Origin of the sequence: Bradyrhizobium huanghuaihaiense, from assembly GCF_007830635.1 — a bacterium.
Classification (GTDB): domain Bacteria; phylum Pseudomonadota; class Alphaproteobacteria; order Rhizobiales; family Xanthobacteraceae; genus Bradyrhizobium; species Bradyrhizobium huanghuaihaiense.
In genome coordinates this window covers 612,978-628,144 of sequence record NZ_VLLA01000002.1, presented here as the reverse complement: position 1 = coordinate 628,144, position 15,167 = coordinate 612,978, and the positions used below count along the sequence as shown (strand labels likewise).

17 protein-coding genes are annotated in these 15,167 nt (G+C 64.9%); 13 read left to right on the top strand and 4 right to left on the bottom strand.

The annotated features are described in order from the left end of the window. Window positions 1–34 precede the first annotated feature (34 nt). On the top strand, window positions 35–892 hold the full coding sequence (locus IQ16_RS06885) for a L,D-transpeptidase (RefSeq protein ID WP_026312753.1): 858 nt from the start codon (window positions 35–37) through the stop codon (window positions 890–892). A gap of 54 nt (window positions 893–946) precedes the next feature. Here IQ16_RS06885 and IQ16_RS06880 read toward each other — a convergent pair whose 3' ends face one another. Further along, entirely contained in the window at window positions 947–1,855 is a 909-nt protein-coding gene (locus IQ16_RS06880; protein WP_145831320.1) for a LysR family transcriptional regulator, read from the bottom strand. 129 nt (window positions 1,856–1,984) lie between these two features. On the opposite strand from IQ16_RS06880, the gene IQ16_RS06875 reads away from it, so the two are divergent. From IQ16_RS06875 to IQ16_RS45045, 11 genes are all read left to right on the top strand, one after another. Then, entirely contained in the window at window positions 1,985–2,923 is a 939-nt protein-coding gene (locus IQ16_RS06875; RefSeq protein WP_018647648.1) for a ring-cleaving dioxygenase, read from the top strand. Beyond that, window positions 2,920–3,546 (top strand): alpha/beta hydrolase, encoded by a 627-nt coding sequence (locus tag IQ16_RS06870; protein WP_018647649.1) that lies wholly within the window; start codon window positions 2,920–2,922, stop codon window positions 3,544–3,546. Before IQ16_RS06875 ends, IQ16_RS06870 begins: the two co-directional genes overlap by 4 nt. Before the next feature lie 179 nt (window positions 3,547–3,725). Continuing rightward, window positions 3,726–4,508, top strand: a complete 783-nt coding sequence (locus IQ16_RS06865; RefSeq protein ID WP_018647650.1) for an IclR family transcriptional regulator — start codon at window positions 3,726–3,728, stop codon at window positions 4,506–4,508. Continuing rightward, window positions 4,505–5,380 (top strand): ABC transporter permease, encoded by an 876-nt coding sequence (locus IQ16_RS06860; RefSeq protein WP_018647651.1) that lies wholly within the window; start codon window positions 4,505–4,507, stop codon window positions 5,378–5,380. Before IQ16_RS06865 ends, IQ16_RS06860 begins: the two co-directional genes overlap by 4 nt. A gap of 4 nt (window positions 5,381–5,384) precedes the next feature. Further along, window positions 5,385–6,254 (top strand): ABC transporter permease, encoded by an 870-nt coding sequence (locus tag IQ16_RS06855; RefSeq protein WP_018647652.1) that lies wholly within the window; start codon window positions 5,385–5,387, stop codon window positions 6,252–6,254. Between the two features lie 30 nt (window positions 6,255–6,284). Further along, window positions 6,285–7,343, top strand: a complete 1,059-nt coding sequence (locus tag IQ16_RS06850; protein ID WP_018647653.1) for an extracellular solute-binding protein — start codon at window positions 6,285–6,287, stop codon at window positions 7,341–7,343. Beyond that, window positions 7,340–8,425: an ABC transporter ATP-binding protein gene (locus IQ16_RS06845; protein ID WP_026312755.1), complete on the top strand. Its 1,086-nt coding sequence runs from the start codon at window positions 7,340–7,342 to the stop codon at window positions 8,423–8,425. Before IQ16_RS06850 ends, IQ16_RS06845 begins: the two co-directional genes overlap by 4 nt. A 4-nt stretch (window positions 8,426–8,429) precedes the next feature. Continuing rightward, entirely contained in the window at window positions 8,430–9,116 is a 687-nt protein-coding gene (locus tag IQ16_RS06840; protein WP_018647655.1) for an AroM family protein, read from the top strand. After that, window positions 9,113–10,219: an S-methyl thiohydantoin desulfurase family protein gene (locus IQ16_RS06835; protein ID WP_018647656.1), complete on the top strand. Its 1,107-nt coding sequence runs from the start codon at window positions 9,113–9,115 to the stop codon at window positions 10,217–10,219. The genes IQ16_RS06840 and IQ16_RS06835 overlap by 4 nt, the downstream gene beginning before the upstream one ends. 6 nt (window positions 10,220–10,225) lie before the next feature. Further along, window positions 10,226–11,779: a hydantoinase/oxoprolinase N-terminal domain-containing protein gene (locus tag IQ16_RS06830; protein WP_018647657.1), complete on the top strand. Its 1,554-nt coding sequence runs from the start codon at window positions 10,226–10,228 to the stop codon at window positions 11,777–11,779. Window positions 11,780–12,786: 1,007 nt separating this feature from the next. Next, window positions 12,787–13,023 carry a hypothetical protein gene (locus tag IQ16_RS45045; protein ID WP_026312756.1) on the top strand — a complete coding sequence of 79 codons (237 nt, stop codon included), beginning with the start codon at window positions 12,787–12,789 and terminating at the stop codon, window positions 13,021–13,023. 114 nt (window positions 13,024–13,137) lie between these two features. On the opposite strand, the gene IQ16_RS45040 is transcribed toward IQ16_RS45045, so the two are convergent. Then, complete coding sequence (locus IQ16_RS45040; RefSeq protein ID WP_158646914.1) at window positions 13,138–13,278, bottom strand: hypothetical protein; 141 nt, start codon at window positions 13,276–13,278, stop codon at window positions 13,138–13,140. A gap of 103 nt (window positions 13,279–13,381) precedes the next feature. Continuing rightward, window positions 13,382–13,609 carry a hypothetical protein gene (locus IQ16_RS06820; protein ID WP_018647660.1) on the bottom strand — a complete coding sequence of 76 codons (228 nt, stop codon included), beginning with the start codon at window positions 13,607–13,609 and terminating at the stop codon, window positions 13,382–13,384. A gap of 360 nt (window positions 13,610–13,969) precedes the next feature. On the opposite strand from IQ16_RS06820, the gene IQ16_RS06815 reads away from it, so the two are divergent. Then, window positions 13,970–14,404 carry a hypothetical protein gene (locus IQ16_RS06815; protein WP_018647661.1) on the top strand — a complete coding sequence of 145 codons (435 nt, stop codon included), beginning with the start codon at window positions 13,970–13,972 and terminating at the stop codon, window positions 14,402–14,404. Between the two features lie 132 nt (window positions 14,405–14,536). On the opposite strand, the gene IQ16_RS06810 is transcribed toward IQ16_RS06815, so the two are convergent. Next, the gene (locus IQ16_RS06810; protein ID WP_321175587.1) at window positions 14,537–14,926 is read right to left on the bottom strand and encodes a hypothetical protein; all 390 of its coding nucleotides are present in this window, start codon (window positions 14,924–14,926) and stop codon (window positions 14,537–14,539) included. Window positions 14,927–15,167: the final 241 nt, after the last annotated feature.

Sequence of the window (15,167 nt, the reverse complement as noted above, 5' to 3'; positions counted from 1 at the left end):
TACCTCTTCCAGGCATGGTGACCTGGGGAAAGACATGAGTAAGCGGGCCAAGCGTGGAAAGGCGGAGACGCTCGCACTGCCAATGGCTGCGAGAGTTGCAATTGGCGCCGTGGCCGTCGCCGCATTGGGGTACGGTTTGCTGTCTCGCCCGGCCAGCGTGCAGCCGGCACGGAAGCCGTCCGCGCCCCAAGCCCAGGCATCGTCAAGTCCGGTTTACGTGGCACCTCCAACGCATGCATCCGCGCCGGCTCCGATTCCAGCCCCGGCGCCTCTGGTCGAACCACCAAGAGCCGATGCTGACGTTCCCGGAGCATTGGTTCGGCAGGTGGTCGACTACGCCAGCCGGCAGACGCCGGGCACCGTGATCATCGATACCAAGAACACGTTCCTTTATTTCGTCCTGAACGACACGCAAGCACTGCGCTACGGCATCGGTGTTGGCCGCGAAGGTTTCACGTGGTCCGGTGAGCAGACTGTGGCCCGTAAAGCAGAATGGCCGGATTGGCATCCGCCTGCGGAGATGGTCTCGCGTCAACCCTATCTGCCGCGGTTCATGGCAGGCGGCCCCGGCAACCCGCTCGGCGCCCGGGCGATGTATCTCGGCGAGACCGAATATCGAATTCACGGCACCAACAAGCCCGATACGATCGGGAAACGAGTTTCGTCCGGCTGTATCCGGCTGACCAATGAGGATGTCGTGGACCTTTATGAGCGGGTGAAAGTCGGAGCGAAAGTGATCGTGCTTCCGGCAACCGCTGCCCGTCGACCATCCCAGGGAGCGCCGCCTGACGCCGCTGTCCGTTCGCCGGAGCCGGCATCGCCGTCGAACCGGCCCTCGGCAAATAGCGCGCAGATGCCGTCATCTGGACCGAAGATCGCCGAGGCCCAGTAACTCAGTCCTCGGTCTGCAACTGAGGACAAGTCAGTTCGAGCCGCCGCTTTTAAGTCAGCGCGTCCCCACGCCTGCGTCCTCCCGACCAAAACGCTCGACCAGGAAATCGATGAACAGCCGCACCTTCACCGACAAATGCCGCGTCGGCGGATACACCGCATAGAGTGCGAGCGGCGGCGCAGAATAGTCGTCCAGCACCGTCCGCAGCTCGCCTTTCTTCAAAGCGTCGGCCGCGATGAACTCCGGAAGCAACGCCAGCCCCCGGCCCTTGATCGCGACGTCGCGCAGCACTTCGGCATTGTTGACGCAGAGCGACCAGGCCGGCTGGATCCAGTGATCGCCGTCGGCGCCGGTCAGTTTCCACTGATTGCCGGTGAGCAGGAAGCCGTAGGTCAGCGAAGCGTGCTCGCGCAGATCCTGCGGATGTTTTGGCGTGCCGTGACGGGCGAGATAATCCGGCGAGGCACAGATCATGCGGGGGACAGGCACGATCCTGCGCGCGATCAGGCTGGAGGATTCCAGCTCCGCGATCCGCAAGGTCACGTCAAAACCGTCCTGCACAGGATCGAGCAGATCGTCGCTGAGCACGATCTGGAGCTGAAGCTCGCCATAGCGCGTCATGAAATCGGCCAGCACCGGACCGAGCCGCATGGTGCCGAACGACATCGGCGCGTTGACGCGCAACAAGCCCCGCGGCGCTGACTGGGCCTGCGTCACCGCCTGATCGGCGGCCTCGATCTCCGAGAGGATCACGACCGCACGCTCGAAATAGCGCTGGCCGTTCTCGGTCGGGCTGGCGTGCCGCGTGGTCCGGTTCAAGAGCTGGACGCCGAGGCTCTCCTCGAGGTCGGCGATGTATTTGCTGATCGCCGAGCGCGACAGCCGCAGCTGCCGGCCCGCCTCGGCAAAGCTGCCGCTTTCGACCACTTTGACGAAGGCCCGGAGGCTGGCGACCTTATCCAAGGTCTGGCTCCGGTGATTGTTTCCAAATCGTAGACATAGCCGTCATATTTGCATGGATTGTCTCCAATCCAAAGCGGAACGATATTTCCGCCCAGAGCAAGACCGCTCCCCGATTTCAGGAGGACGACAATGTCTGGACTGCACCATGTGACCGCGATCGCCGGCGACCCCATCAGGAATTTCGGCTTCTACACCCGGGATCTCGGCCTGCGCTTCGTCAAGAAGACGGTCAATTTTGACGATCCCGGCACCTATCACTTCTATTATGGCGACGAGACCGGCCGCCCCGGCACCATCCTGACCTTCTTCCCCTGGGCCGGCGTGCCGGCCGGCCGCCGCGGCGTCGGCGAAACCCATCAGACCGCCTTCCGCGTGCCGCAGCGTTCGCTCGGCTACTGGACCCAGCGCTTCACCGAAAAGGGCATCGCCTACGAGGCGCTGGAGAAGCGCTTTGGCGAATCCGTGCTGCCCTTCACCGATCCCGATGGGATGGCGCTCGCGCTGGTTGGCGTGCCGGGTGCGGAGAACGAGCCCGGCTGGAGCAATGGCGACGTGCCGGCCGAACACGCGATCCGCGGTTTCCACGGCGTGACGCTGCTGCTCGACAGCGCGGCGAAGACGGCCGCCGTCCTCACCGACGTGTTCGGCTTCAAGGAGACCGGCCGCGAAGGCTCCGTGATCCGCTTCAAGGCCGCGGGCGATGTCGAAGGCAGCGTCGTCGACATCTATGAGGCCAAGGGCTTTTTACGTGGGCACCAGGGCGGCGGCTCGGTGCATCACATCGCCTTCCGCGCGGCTGACGATGCCGAGCAGGGCCAGATGGCACAAAAGCTCGTGAGCAATCACGGCCTGCACCCGACCGAGCAGCGCGACCGAAACTACTTCCGGTCGATCTACTTCCGCGAGCCCGGCGGCGTGCTGTTCGAGATCGCAACCGATATCCCCGGCTTCGCCGTCGACGAACCCGTCGCGACGCTGGGACGTGACCTGAAGCTGCCCGGCTTCCTCGAGCAGCATCGCAAGCAGATCGAGGACGTGCTGCCGAGCCTGGAGGAGAGCGTGTCGTGACCGAGAGTGCATTCATCCATCGCTTCGAGCCCGCGACCAGCGCGGGCTCCCCTCCTCTGCTGCTGCTGCACGGCACCGGCGGTGACGAGAACGATCTCCTCGGCCTTGGCAAGATGATCTCGCCGGGCTCGGCCCTGCTCTCGCCCCGCGGCCGCGTGCTCGAGCACGGCATGCCGCGCTTCTTCCGCCGCCTCGCCGAGGGTGTATTCGACGAGGAGGACGTGCGACGGCGTGCACGCGAGCTCGGCGACTTCGTTACGGAAGCGCGGCAACGCTACGGCATCGCCGCGCCTGTCGCGGTCGGCTTCTCCAACGGCGCCAACATCGCAGCCGCGCTGTTGCTGCTGAAGCCGGACGCGCTTGCAGGCGCGATCCTGCTGCGCGCCATGGTGCCGTTGTCGGATTCGCCCAAAGCGGAGCTCGGCGGCAAACCTGTCCTGCTGCTGTCCGGGCAGGCTGATCCGATCGTGCCGGCGAGCAACTCGGCGCAGCTCGCCGCGCTGCTGTCGCAAGCCGGCGCCAGCGTGACGCACAAGGTCCTGCCGGCGGGCCATCAATTGTCGCAGGCCGACGTGACGCTCGCCCGCGACTGGATTGGCAACGTCGCCGCCGAAGCGGCCTGACGAAGAAGCGACGCATCGCACGACTGCGATGCGTCGCTTCGAACCTCTGCAAGCGACCTTCCGCCGCATCTGCGCAATCGGGCGCCAGCCTGCCGGAAATTTCCGCTTGCCCGTTTCCGCGCCAGGCTTAGAATTTGGGACAAGGTTCCGAAATTTGGAACTGCCTTGGACCAGCCTTCATGAGCGCTCTCACCAACGCGATCGAGATCCTCCGCTGCTTTTCCAGCGCGCGGCCGGATCTGTCGTTCGCGGATGTGATGGCGCTGACGGGCAAGCCGAAGAGCTCGACCTCGCGGCTGCTGCGCTCCTTGCGCGATTGCGGCCTGCTCGAGCAGGACCCGCACACCCGCCGCTACCGGCCCGGCCTGCTCACCTTCGAGCTCGGTCGGCTGCACCGTGCCCATGACGATCTCATCAGCATGGCCGAGCGCGAGTTGCGCGAGGTCTGTGCGCGCACGGGCCACACCGGCTACATCGCCGTGCTCGACGGCTATGAGCAGGTCGTGCTCCGGATCGTGCCGGGCTCCAATCCCCTGCGCGTCGTCAATCCACCCGGCCAGCGCACGCCGGCGCTCGCGACCTCGAACGGCCGCGCCATGCTGGCGCGCCTCTCCGACGACGACATCCGCGCACGCGTGCCCGCGACCTATCCAAAGCTGCCGCGCAACTCGCCGCAGAATTTCAAGCAGTTGATCACGCGCCTCGACGAGATTCGCCGCACCGGCGTGTCGGAGGCGGCCGATGAATCCATCGAGGGCGTCGGCTCGCAAGGCTTTGCGCTCAAGAGCGGCGAGACCGGCGAGATGATCGGCATCGCAGTGTCCTATTCCGTGCAGGCGACCACCGCCGCCGAACGCGCCAACGTCCGCCGCGAGCTGGCGGCGATGGCCGCGAAGCTGCGACGACTGACCGGCGATCCGCTCGATCAGGACACCGCGCGCATCCAGACGGGGACGCGATGAGCAGCACCGCAACCACCCGTCCCAACGGCCTTGCGCTCTTCATCCTGCCGAGCGCGCTGCTGTTTGCCTTGTTCTTCTTCCTGCCGATCGGGCTGATGGCGCTGATGAGCGTGCTCACCGGCAATCCCGTGGTGATGCCGAAGGTCGCCTTCACCGCGCGTCACTACGCCCGCATGGTCGGCGATCCCTATTATCTCGAGGTGATCTGGACCACGATCCGGATCGGGCTGGTCACCACGCTGGTCGCGCTCCTCATCGGCTATCCGCTGGCGCACTGGATGGCGCGCATCAAGAGCCGTGCCGGTCACGCGCTGCTGCTGATGGCGGTGTTGGCGCCGATGCTGACCGGCATCGTGGTGCGCACCTTCGCCTGGATGACGCTGCTCTCCGACAAGGGCGTGGTCAACCAGACCCTGATGTCGCTCGGCCTCATCGCTCAGCCGCTCAAGCTGATGTACACCGAGACCGGCATCGTGGTCGGCCTCGTCCACATCTACGTGCCCTTCATGGTGCTGACGCTGACCGGCGTCATCGGCCGGATCGACGAGCGGCTGGAGCAGGCTGCGGAAAATCTCGGCGCCAGCCCCTTGCGCGCCTTCCTCGAGGTGACGTTGCCGCTCAGCCTGCCCGGCATCCTCGCCGGCTCGCTGCTGGTATTCGCGCTCGCGATCAGCGCCTATGTCACGCCGATCCTGCTCGGCGGCTTCCAGATCATGACGCTGCCGATCCTGATCTACCAGCAGATCTCGGCGAACTTCAACGTCGGCTTCGCCGCCGCGCTTGGCATCGTGCTGCTCGTGATCTCGCTCATGCTCGTCATCGCCTATAACCGCGCGCTCGGCCTCGTCTCCGGCCAGCGTGAACTGCAGTGAGGCAATGATGCAAACCGCGGCCTCGAATAGCGCATCGCTCCCGGCGGCGCAGCAGGCGGCATCCGTGCGGACGCCCGGGCCTATCAGGCACTACGGCCGCTACCTCTATCTTGCGATCAACATCGCCATCCTGGTCTTCCTGCTGGCGCCGATCGCAATCGTCGTGGTGTTCGCGTTGAACCCGACACCGTTCATCCAGTTTCCGCCCGTCGGCGTGTCGCTGCGCTGGTTCGAAAAATTCTTCGCTTCGCGCGACTTCATGCATGCGCTGTGGTTCAGCCTCGAAGTCGCCGTGCTCACCACGCTGTCCGCGACGATCCTCGGCGCCTCCGCGGCGCTTGCGCTCGCGCGCGGCAATCTGCCGGGCACGCGGCTGATCGTTGCCACCATGCTCTCGCCCTTGATGCTGCCGGCGATCCTCACCGGCCTGGCGCTGTTCCAGACCTATGTGCTGCTCGATGTGGGACGTCCGACCTGGGGCCTCGTCGCCGGCCACACGCTGGTGACGCTGCCTTATGTCGTGCGCACCACGCTCGCCGTGCTGCATAATTTCGACACGCGCCTGGAGGAGGCCGCGCGCAATCTCGGCGCCAGTCCGTTGCGCACGTTCTTCGAGGTGACGCTGCCGCTGATCAAGCCGGGCGTGCTTGCGGGTGCGATCTTCGCCTTCATCGTCTCCTTCGACCAGTTCCCGGTGTCGCTGTTCCTGGTCTCCCCGGGCAACGAGACGCTGCCGGTCACGCTGTTCAATTATCTGAAGTTCGATCTGGACGGCACCATCGGCGCCGCCTCGGTGGTCTCGATCGTGCTCGCCTTTGTCGTCGTCATCGGGCTCGACCGCACGGTCGGCCTGCGCTCCTACGTCAAATTGTAACCGCTCATTGTAACCTCAGGGATTCGAGACATGATGAAAGCTTTGGGACCGCTCAGCCGCCGCCGCTTTCTGACCGCAAGCGCCTCACTCGGCATCGGCACCATCGCCGCGCCTTACGTCGCGCGCGCCGACGATCCGACGCTGCGCATCACCGGCTGGGGCGGCAAGTGGGGCGAGATCATGAAGGCCGAGATCGGCCCCGCCTTCGAGAACGAATTCAAGTGCAAGCTCCAGATCGATTCCGCCTTCCCCTATCTGCCAAAACTCCAGGCGAGCTCGCGCTCCGCGCCGATCTACGACGTGATGCACACCAATTCCAACGAGCAGTGGGCGGCCGCCGAAATGGGCCTGGTCGAGCCGAAGATCGACGCGAAGCTCGTGCCGAATCTCGCCGACGTCTATCCCTACGCCGTCAGCGACAAGATCGTCGGCGTCTCGATCTTCACCAGCGCCATCGGCCTCGGCATGCGCACCGACAAGGGCTATGGCAACATCACCTCCTGGAAGGAGCTGTGGGACGCGAAATACAACGGCGTCCGCGGCGGCTATGTCATTCCCGTCAACAGCCTCGGCCAGGCCTTCCTGATGATGTGCGGCACGCTGTTCGGCAAGGGCCAGACCGATCTCGACGCAGCCTACACGGCGCTGGAGAAGCTGAAGCCGATCAAGATCGTCGATTTCACCGGCGCGATGGAAAAGATGCTGCTGTCGGGCGAAGTCGGCCTCTGCGTCATCCACGACTCCGGCATCTACCGCTATGACGGGCAGAACCAGCCGACCGATTTCGTCTCGCCGAGCGAAGGCGTGCTGTCGCTCGAGCAGGTCCTGACCATCACGCCCGGCAGCAAGATGAAGGAGCTCGCCAACGCCTATGTGAACTACATGCTCCGCCCCGAGGTGCAGAAGCGCCTCGCCGAGACCGTGTGGTACTCGCCGGCCAACAAGAAGGTGAAGCTCGACGCCAAGTACGACGCCAAGCTGCTCACCACGCCGGAAAAAGTCTCGAAGCTGATCCAGGTCGACTGGAAGTGGTACAACGAGCGCAAAGACGAGATCGACCAGCGCGTCAACCGGATCTTCCGCGCATGAGCGCATCGATCGAGATCGCCGGCGTCAGCAAGGTCTATGACGGCGGCGTCCGCGCCGTGGACGCGGTCGCGATGGACATCCGGCAAGGCGAGTTCTTCTCCCTGCTCGGCCCCTCCGGCTGCGGCAAGACCACGACGCTGCGCATGATCGCCGGCTTCGAGACACCGAGCTCGGGTGCGATCCGCGTCGACGGCGCCGACATCACCCACGTGCCCGCGCACAAGCGCGACATGGGCATGGTGTTCCAGAACTACGCGCTGTTCCCGCATCGCACCGTCGCCGAGAACATCGCCTTCGGCCTGCGCATGCGCGGGCTCGACAAGGCGACCATCGCGGCCAAGGTGAAGGCGGCCCTCGCCATGGTCGAGCTGTCCGGACTGGAAGATCGCCGCCCCGCCCAGCTCTCCGGCGGCCAGCAGCAGCGCGTCGCGCTCGCGCGGGCCATTGTCATCGCCCCGCGCGTCCTGCTCTGCGACGAGCCGTTAGGAGCGCTCGACAAGAAGCTGCGCCAGCAGATGCAGTTCGAGCTCAAGCAGTTGCAGAAGAAGCTTGGCCTGACCCTCGTCTTCGTCACCCACGACCAGGAAGAGGCGCTCGCGATGTCCGACCGCATCGCCGTGATGAACGGCGGCCGGGTCGAACAGGTCGGCACGCCGACCGAGATCTACAACCAGCCGACGACGCGCTTCGTCGCCGACTTCATCGGCGACACCAACATCTTCCGCGGCGAGCGCACCACGACCAGCACGGTTGCCTCGGCGCTCGATGCCGGCAAGGGCCTGATCCTGGCGCTGCCGCCGACCGAGGCGCAGGGCACCGGCGTGCTCTCGGTCGCGCTGCGCCCGGAAAAGATTCGCCTCATCCCGCGCGGTGACGGCGCCGCCCCAGCCGGCATCTCCGCGCATGGCATCGTCGAGAACACCAACTTCCTCGGCGGCGCCGTGCTCTACCGCGTCACGCTAGAGGGTGGACATCGCGTTCTCGTGCAACAACCCAATGCAGGCACGAGCCGCCTGTTCGTTCCCGGCAACGGCGTCACACTCGAATGGACGCCGGCCGATCTCGTCGTCTTGAAGGACTAGCCCCATGAACATGCCATTGAAGCATCAGCGCATCGGAGTGGTCGTGATCGGCCAGAGTCCGCGCCCGACCGTCGCTGCCGAGATCGCAGCCGTGCTGTCGCCGGGCATCCAGATCGAGCTGCGCGGCGCGCTCGACGGCATGAGCCGCGCCGAGATCGACGCCATCCCGCCAATGGACGGCTACGACACGCTGTTCACGCTGCTGCCGAACGGCGACGGCGTCACCATCAGCAAGAAGGAAGTCGAACGGCGCGCGAGCCAGCAGATCACGCGCTTCAAGCACGAAGGTGTCGGCGTCACGCTGATGGCGTGCACCGGAAAATTCCCCAACCTCGCGGCCGACGGGCTCGTCATCCTGCCCTCGGCCATCCTGCATAATCTCGTCGAGGCCGTGCTGCCGAAGGGACGGCTCGGCGTGTTCTCGCCGCTGCCCGAGCAGACCGCGCTGATCGACAAGAAATGGCAGCGCGACGGCGTCGAGGTGGTCGGCATCACGCTGCGCCCCGGCTCCAGTGAGGCTGTCGTCGACGAGGCTGCACACACCATGGCCGACCTCGAGCCCGATCTCGTGGTGATGGACTGCATCAGCTACACCAGCGCCAACAAGGCGCGCGTGCGCAAAGCCTATCCAGGCCCCGTCATCCTCGGCATTGCCGCGGCGGCCCGCATCGTCGAGGAGCTGGTGTCGTGAGCAAGGTGGAACTGAAGACGATCAGCCTCGAGGAGATCGAGGCGCTCGCGGTCGGCGCCTGGATCCTCGGCACCGGCGGCGGCGGCAGCCCCTATCTCGGCCTGCTCAATCTGCGCCGGCTCTATGCCGAAGGCCATCGCGTGCAATTGATGTCGCCGCTCGACCTCGACGACGCGGACTGGGTCGCGGTGGTCTCCAACATGGGCGCGCCGCTGGTCGGGCAGGAGCGCCTTGCCGACAGCCGCAACATCGCGCGCGCCGTGCGCATGCAGGAGGAGATCAACGGCATCAAGTTCCGCGCCGTGATGTCGGTCGAGATCGGCGGCGGCAACGGCGTGCAGGCGCTGATGGCGGCCGCGCATCTCGGCATTCCCGTGGTCGATGCCGACTGCATGGGCCGCGCTTTCCCCGAAGCGCAGATGACCTCGGTCGCGATCGGGGACTTACGTCCCTATCCCTGCACGCTCTACGATCCCCGCGGCATCGAAGCCGTGGTCACCAAGGTGCCGAGCTGGAAGTGGATGGAGCGGGCAAGCCGCAAGATCTGCGTCGAGATGGGCTCGATCGCCTCGACCAGCAAGGCCCCGCGCACCGGGCGCGAGGTCAAGGACTGGGGCATCCACTTCACCACCACCAAGGCGATCCGCATCGGCCGCGCCGTGCAGGAGGCGAACCGTCGTCACGAGGATCCGATCGCCGCGCTGCTTGCGACCGAAGGCGGCCAAAAACTGTTCACCGGCAAGATCGTGGACGTCGCCCGGCGCACCACCGAGGGCTTCCTGCGAGGCACCGCGATGGTCGACGGCAGCGATGCCGATCGCGGTACCAAGCTCAAGCTCTCGTTCCAGAACGAATGGATCGTCGCCTGGCGCGACGAGGAAGCGATCGCGACCTCGCCCGATCTGATCTGCGTGCTCGACAGCGTCAACGGCCACGGCATCGGTACCGAGACCATTCGCTACGGCCAGCGCGTCACCGTGGTCGCCCTGCCGGCGCCGCCGGTGCTGACGAGCCCGCGCGGTCTCGAATTCGTCGGCCCGCGCGCCTTCGGCTACGACCTCGATTTCCGTTCCCTCTTCTCGCCCGCGGCGGCCGGAGCTTAAGATCCCATGAAGCGTATTGGCATCGATGTCGGCGGCACCAACACGGACGCCGTGCTGATCGTCGACGAGAAGGTCGTCCATTCCGTCAAGCGGCCGACCACGGCCGACGTGACCTCGGGCATCCTCGACGCGCTGAAGGCGCTGCGCGCCGAGCCGGCTGCCGCGGTGAAGGTCGATGCGGTCGTGATCGGCACCACGCACTTCATCAACGCGGTGGTGCAGCGCCGCCACGTGCAGAAGATCGGTGCGATCCGCATCGGCATGCCGGCGAGCGCCTCGCTGCCGCCGTTCTGCGACTGGCCGACGGACCTCGCCTCTCTCGTCAACGGCGAGATCTTCATGCTGGAGGGCGGCCACGATTACGACGGCCGCCCGTTCATGCCGCTCGATACCGCCGGCCTCAAGAACGCCGCGCGAAAGATCAAGGACGCGGGCCTGCGCTCGGTCGCGGTGTGCTCGAGCTTCTCCCCGCTCGATCCCTCCTGCGAGACCACGGCGCGTGAGATCCTCGCCGACATCTGCCCCGACGTCGCGGTGACACTGTCGCACGATCTCGGCCGCATCGGCCTGCTCGAGCGCGAGAATGCCGCGCTGCTCAACGCCTCGCTGCACGATCTCGCCGTCACCACGGTCGCGGCCTTCCGCAAGGCGATCGCCGACAGCGGCATCGATGCGCCGCTGTTCCTGACCCAGAACGACGGCACCGTCATGCAGGCCGAGATCGCCACCGCGTTCCCGGTGATGAGCTTTGCCTCCGGTGCCACCAACTCCATGCGCGGCGCCGCGCATCTGTCCGGTCTCGACGATGCCATGGTCGTCGACGTCGGCGGCACCACCAGCGACATCGGCCAGCTGCGTCACGGCTTTCCGCGCGAAGCCAATGCCGTCGTCGAGGTCGGCGGCGTGCGCACGCTGTTCCGTATGCCCGATCTGCTCTCGATCGGGCTCGGCGGCGGCAGCCATGTCGACGAAGACCCGGTCCGCGTCGGCCCGCTCAGCGTCGGCTATCGCCTGACATCGGACGCGCTGGTGTTCGGCGGCTCGCGCCTCACCGCCACCGACATTGCGGTGGCCGCCGGCCTGATCGACATCGGCGACCGCTCGCGCGTCGCGAACTTGCCGAAGCGCCTGATCGAGGCCGCGCTGCGTGATGCCTGGCGCAAGCTGGAGGAGGACATCGACCGCATGAAGACCGAGGCCGGCGACGTGCCGCTGCTCGCGGTCGGCGGCGGCGCCTTCCTGGTGCCCGATCGCCTGCCCGGCATCTCCGAGATCGTCCGCGTGCCGCATGGCGACTGCGCCAACGCGGTCGGCGCCGCGATCGCGCAGGTCTCGGGCGAAGCCGACCAGGTGTTCCGCGACCTCAGCCGCGAGGATGCCATCGCAGCCGCGCGCGACATCGCGGCCGACCGCGCCGTTCAGGCCGGAGCCGCGCGCGACAGCCTCAAGACGGTCGACGTCGAGGACATGCCGATCGCGTATCTGCCCGGCAATGCGCTGCGCGTGCGCGTGCGTGTTGCCGGGGCGATTGCCGATCCGGATCTGCCGGCAGCGGCGTAGCCGGGTCATCCCCATCAAACAAAAACGCGAAAACAACCCCATGCACAGTAGCTGGCGATAACACAATCAACGGCTTACGCAGATAGCCACACGCCGCTTTGACACGTCGGGCAACACAGGGGTATAATGCCATTATTCCGAAGTCCGGGCGTTGTCCTCGTTCTTCCTGCGGGAGGCAATACCGGCGCGAAAAGCGTTTGGATCGACGTGCTCGGCGGCGCTGACGTGCGGCTGGACTTCAACGGGAGCAACCCACGCAGTTTAGCGATGGGTCATCAGAATACCATCAAGGTTAGAGGCGCGCGAGCAAGCGGCGCAGCCGCGTGCCTCGTGGCGGCTGGCAGGCGTCGGATGTCGATCGGGAGCAAACACCACCCGTAAATTTCCCAAGTGTCGGCCTGTCACCCTGCCGGTTAACTGGTGCCGTCGAGCACCGCCATGAAAGCACCGAAGCCAAAGCAATGGGCCGAGCAGGAAGTCCGCCGATTGATCAGGCTCGCCCGGCAGGGAGTTGGCACATCGAAGATAGCCGCCGAATTGGGCCGTCACGCCGGGTCGGTGCGACGAATGGCGCGGAGCATGGGAATACTGTTGAAGAAGTAGCCGTCCCTGGCAGGGCGCTGCCTGATCAACGAGGCGCACGGGTAGAGCCCGAAGGGCCCCTAGCCTCGGCTGATCTCCCGCATAGCCTCAACAGCGGCATCAGTATTGCGGCCACGGAACAGCGCTCGACCACGCTGAGAAAAGATGCCCATTCCAAATAGCGCTACAACGCAGCCTCTCAACATGGTTGTAGTTGGAGTTTGAAAGTTCAAAACGGCCCCAGCCGCAGGATGGGGTAACAGCCGGGGCCGGCATTCCCATTCCAACGTGCCGCAATCGGCGGTAATCGGGCACGCGTCCAGTTAGGCACATAGAAGCTAACAAACTATTTTGTCTTGCACTCCCCCTGCGATGGCCGCGGCCGGTTGCGTGACACTGCGCTCTCCATGAGGCGGTGATCCAACTTGGCAAAGTTCGAAATCATCGAGCGGCGTATCGTTGGCCAAGTGCTCCCAGTACTCAGCTTCGGCGAGCAGCTTCCAACTTCGATCAGGATGATGCGCGGCTGTCTGACGGCACAGCGATGCCATCGCGCGCAGGCGACCCGCAGTATCCATTCACTCCTCCCAGCTATTTTTTGTTTTTTCCACCTTATTTTCTTTTTTTGCGGCGGAGTCATTATGATTATGGCGCAGAACTAATTTTCACTTTCCGGAAGTGATTCGAATTCGTTACGACTTCAAATCGTTCGAGCGCAACTGATGCAATCCAGTGACGTTCAACGCAGCCATCGCGAGCAACACGAGGCCGCGGCGTCATGTGTCGAGAGAGAGCAAATCGGACTTTGAAGCTCCGGCAAACTCGGAGCCAGCATCTGCGGGTATATCCGGAAAGCTCGAGCGACCGGCCTCAACCGCGACGATCGCGTCCTCGATCTGCTGGATCGAGTCGTCCACGAACGGACGATCCGGAGACATCGACTTCACACCAGGCGAACAAGTCACTTGGATCAAGTCACTTGGATGAAGAGCACGAAAAGGCTGCCAACTCAGGTGGGCCTTACTCTTCTTTCGGACGGGGTTCTTTGGTTTTGCGGCCCAGGAGAGTACTGCGAGCCGGTGGCATTCCTGCTATTGCTCGCTCCAACTCCACAGCGATGGCCCTGTAGCGAGCGAGCAATCTCGTGAAAGTGTCGCGCTTGATTTGGTTCTTGGCAGTTTTCTGAAGTCGCTCGCAATCGGCGATTTGCGCGCGGAGCAGTTCTAGCTGGGCCTGCATTTCCTTCATTGCTTATTCCCCGCGAGAGCCGCAATCCGGCAAATCAACACTCCCGAATTTGAATCTAGATACTTTGGTTCGACGACATCAAGTCGAGGACGCGAGCCTAATTGGGACAACCTCCCTGACAAATCGCCTCGCGGGCGTGAGGTTGCCGCAGCGACCAAAACTTGATCGCGTTTCCTAAGGAGACGCCAGCTGTGTTCGGTCGCACCAATCGAGAGGCCATCCGCGCGCCATTCCACGTGGTCAACCGCCAGCTCGGCAATCTCCCGCCGATGTCGGCGTGTTTTCGAGTTGATTGATCTGGATCAAGCCCGGCGAAGCCTGATTCAACAGGATTGACCAGGCAACGCGCGGGGGCCTGGGATGAAACGTTGGGTGGGGCTCGTCATCGCAGCACTCATGGTCGCCGGATCGCGCTCGGGCGATGCCGCCATACGGATCACGGACGATCGAGGCGGATCGATCGGGAAGTACATATACAAGTATGAACGGCTGCGCGCCTCGGGCCAGAGAGTCATCATCGATGGCTTCTGCGCATCGGCCTGCACCATTGTCCTGGCGACCCTGCCCTCCGAAAGGATCTGCGTGACCTCGCGGGCCGAGCTGGCGTTCCACGCCGCATGGGATATTGGTCCGCGCGGACGGGCTGTCACGAACGCCGGCGCCACGCGCATGATGTATCTCATGTATCCTGCACCGGTGCGGCGCTGGATCGCCCATCGCGGCGGCTTGACGCCCCGAACCATATTCCTTCGCGGAAACCCGCTGCAGGCGATGTATCGCTCGTGCCCATCCTGAGCCCGCGGGGATCGGCTGCCGCGACAAAAGCTGCCCCAAAGGGTTCGCCTCGTATCCGGATCAATCGGCGGCGAGAAAGCTGGGAGCAGGCGGCGGCCCTCGATCACCGCCGTCCGCGCTCACTTGGTCTTCTCAATATTGATACTGATACTGATTTTGACCCGGACAGACGTAGCTGCCGTAGGTGTCGTAGTAGCAGCCGCTGTTGTAGTTGTTGTTGTAGTACCCGTAGGCTCCGTAGGCAGCGGCGGCGCCCACCGCGGCAGCGCCATAGCCCAAGCCCGGGCGGTAGTAGCCGCCGCCGTAGCCCGGGCGGCCCGCGATCGGGCGTCCCGGATAGCCGGGCCGACCTGCAATCGGGCGGCCCGCTATCGGATGCGCCGGCCGAGCTCCTCCGGCCACGCGATAGCCGCGACCGGCATGAACGGCGCCGCCCCCGACGTGGGCAGCCCGCATGCCACCGCCGTGAAAGCCACCGGCGCGCATGCCGCCGCCATGAAATCCTCCTCCTCCAGCGCGCATGCCGCCACCTCCGCCACGGCGAGCAAACGCGTCATCGGGCACCAGACTGGCAGCGACGAGGATAGCTGCCGCGAAACCAATCAGACCATAGCGAACCATGAGCCACCTCCTGATGATGAGGCGCCATCGATCCGCTGGGTTCCGCGCGTGATGCCCGCGCCAACGGCGACGGCACCAGCGCATGCATTTGGCATTTCGTTGTCTCGTGCTTGATCTAAATCAAGCGGCCAGCGCGCAGCGA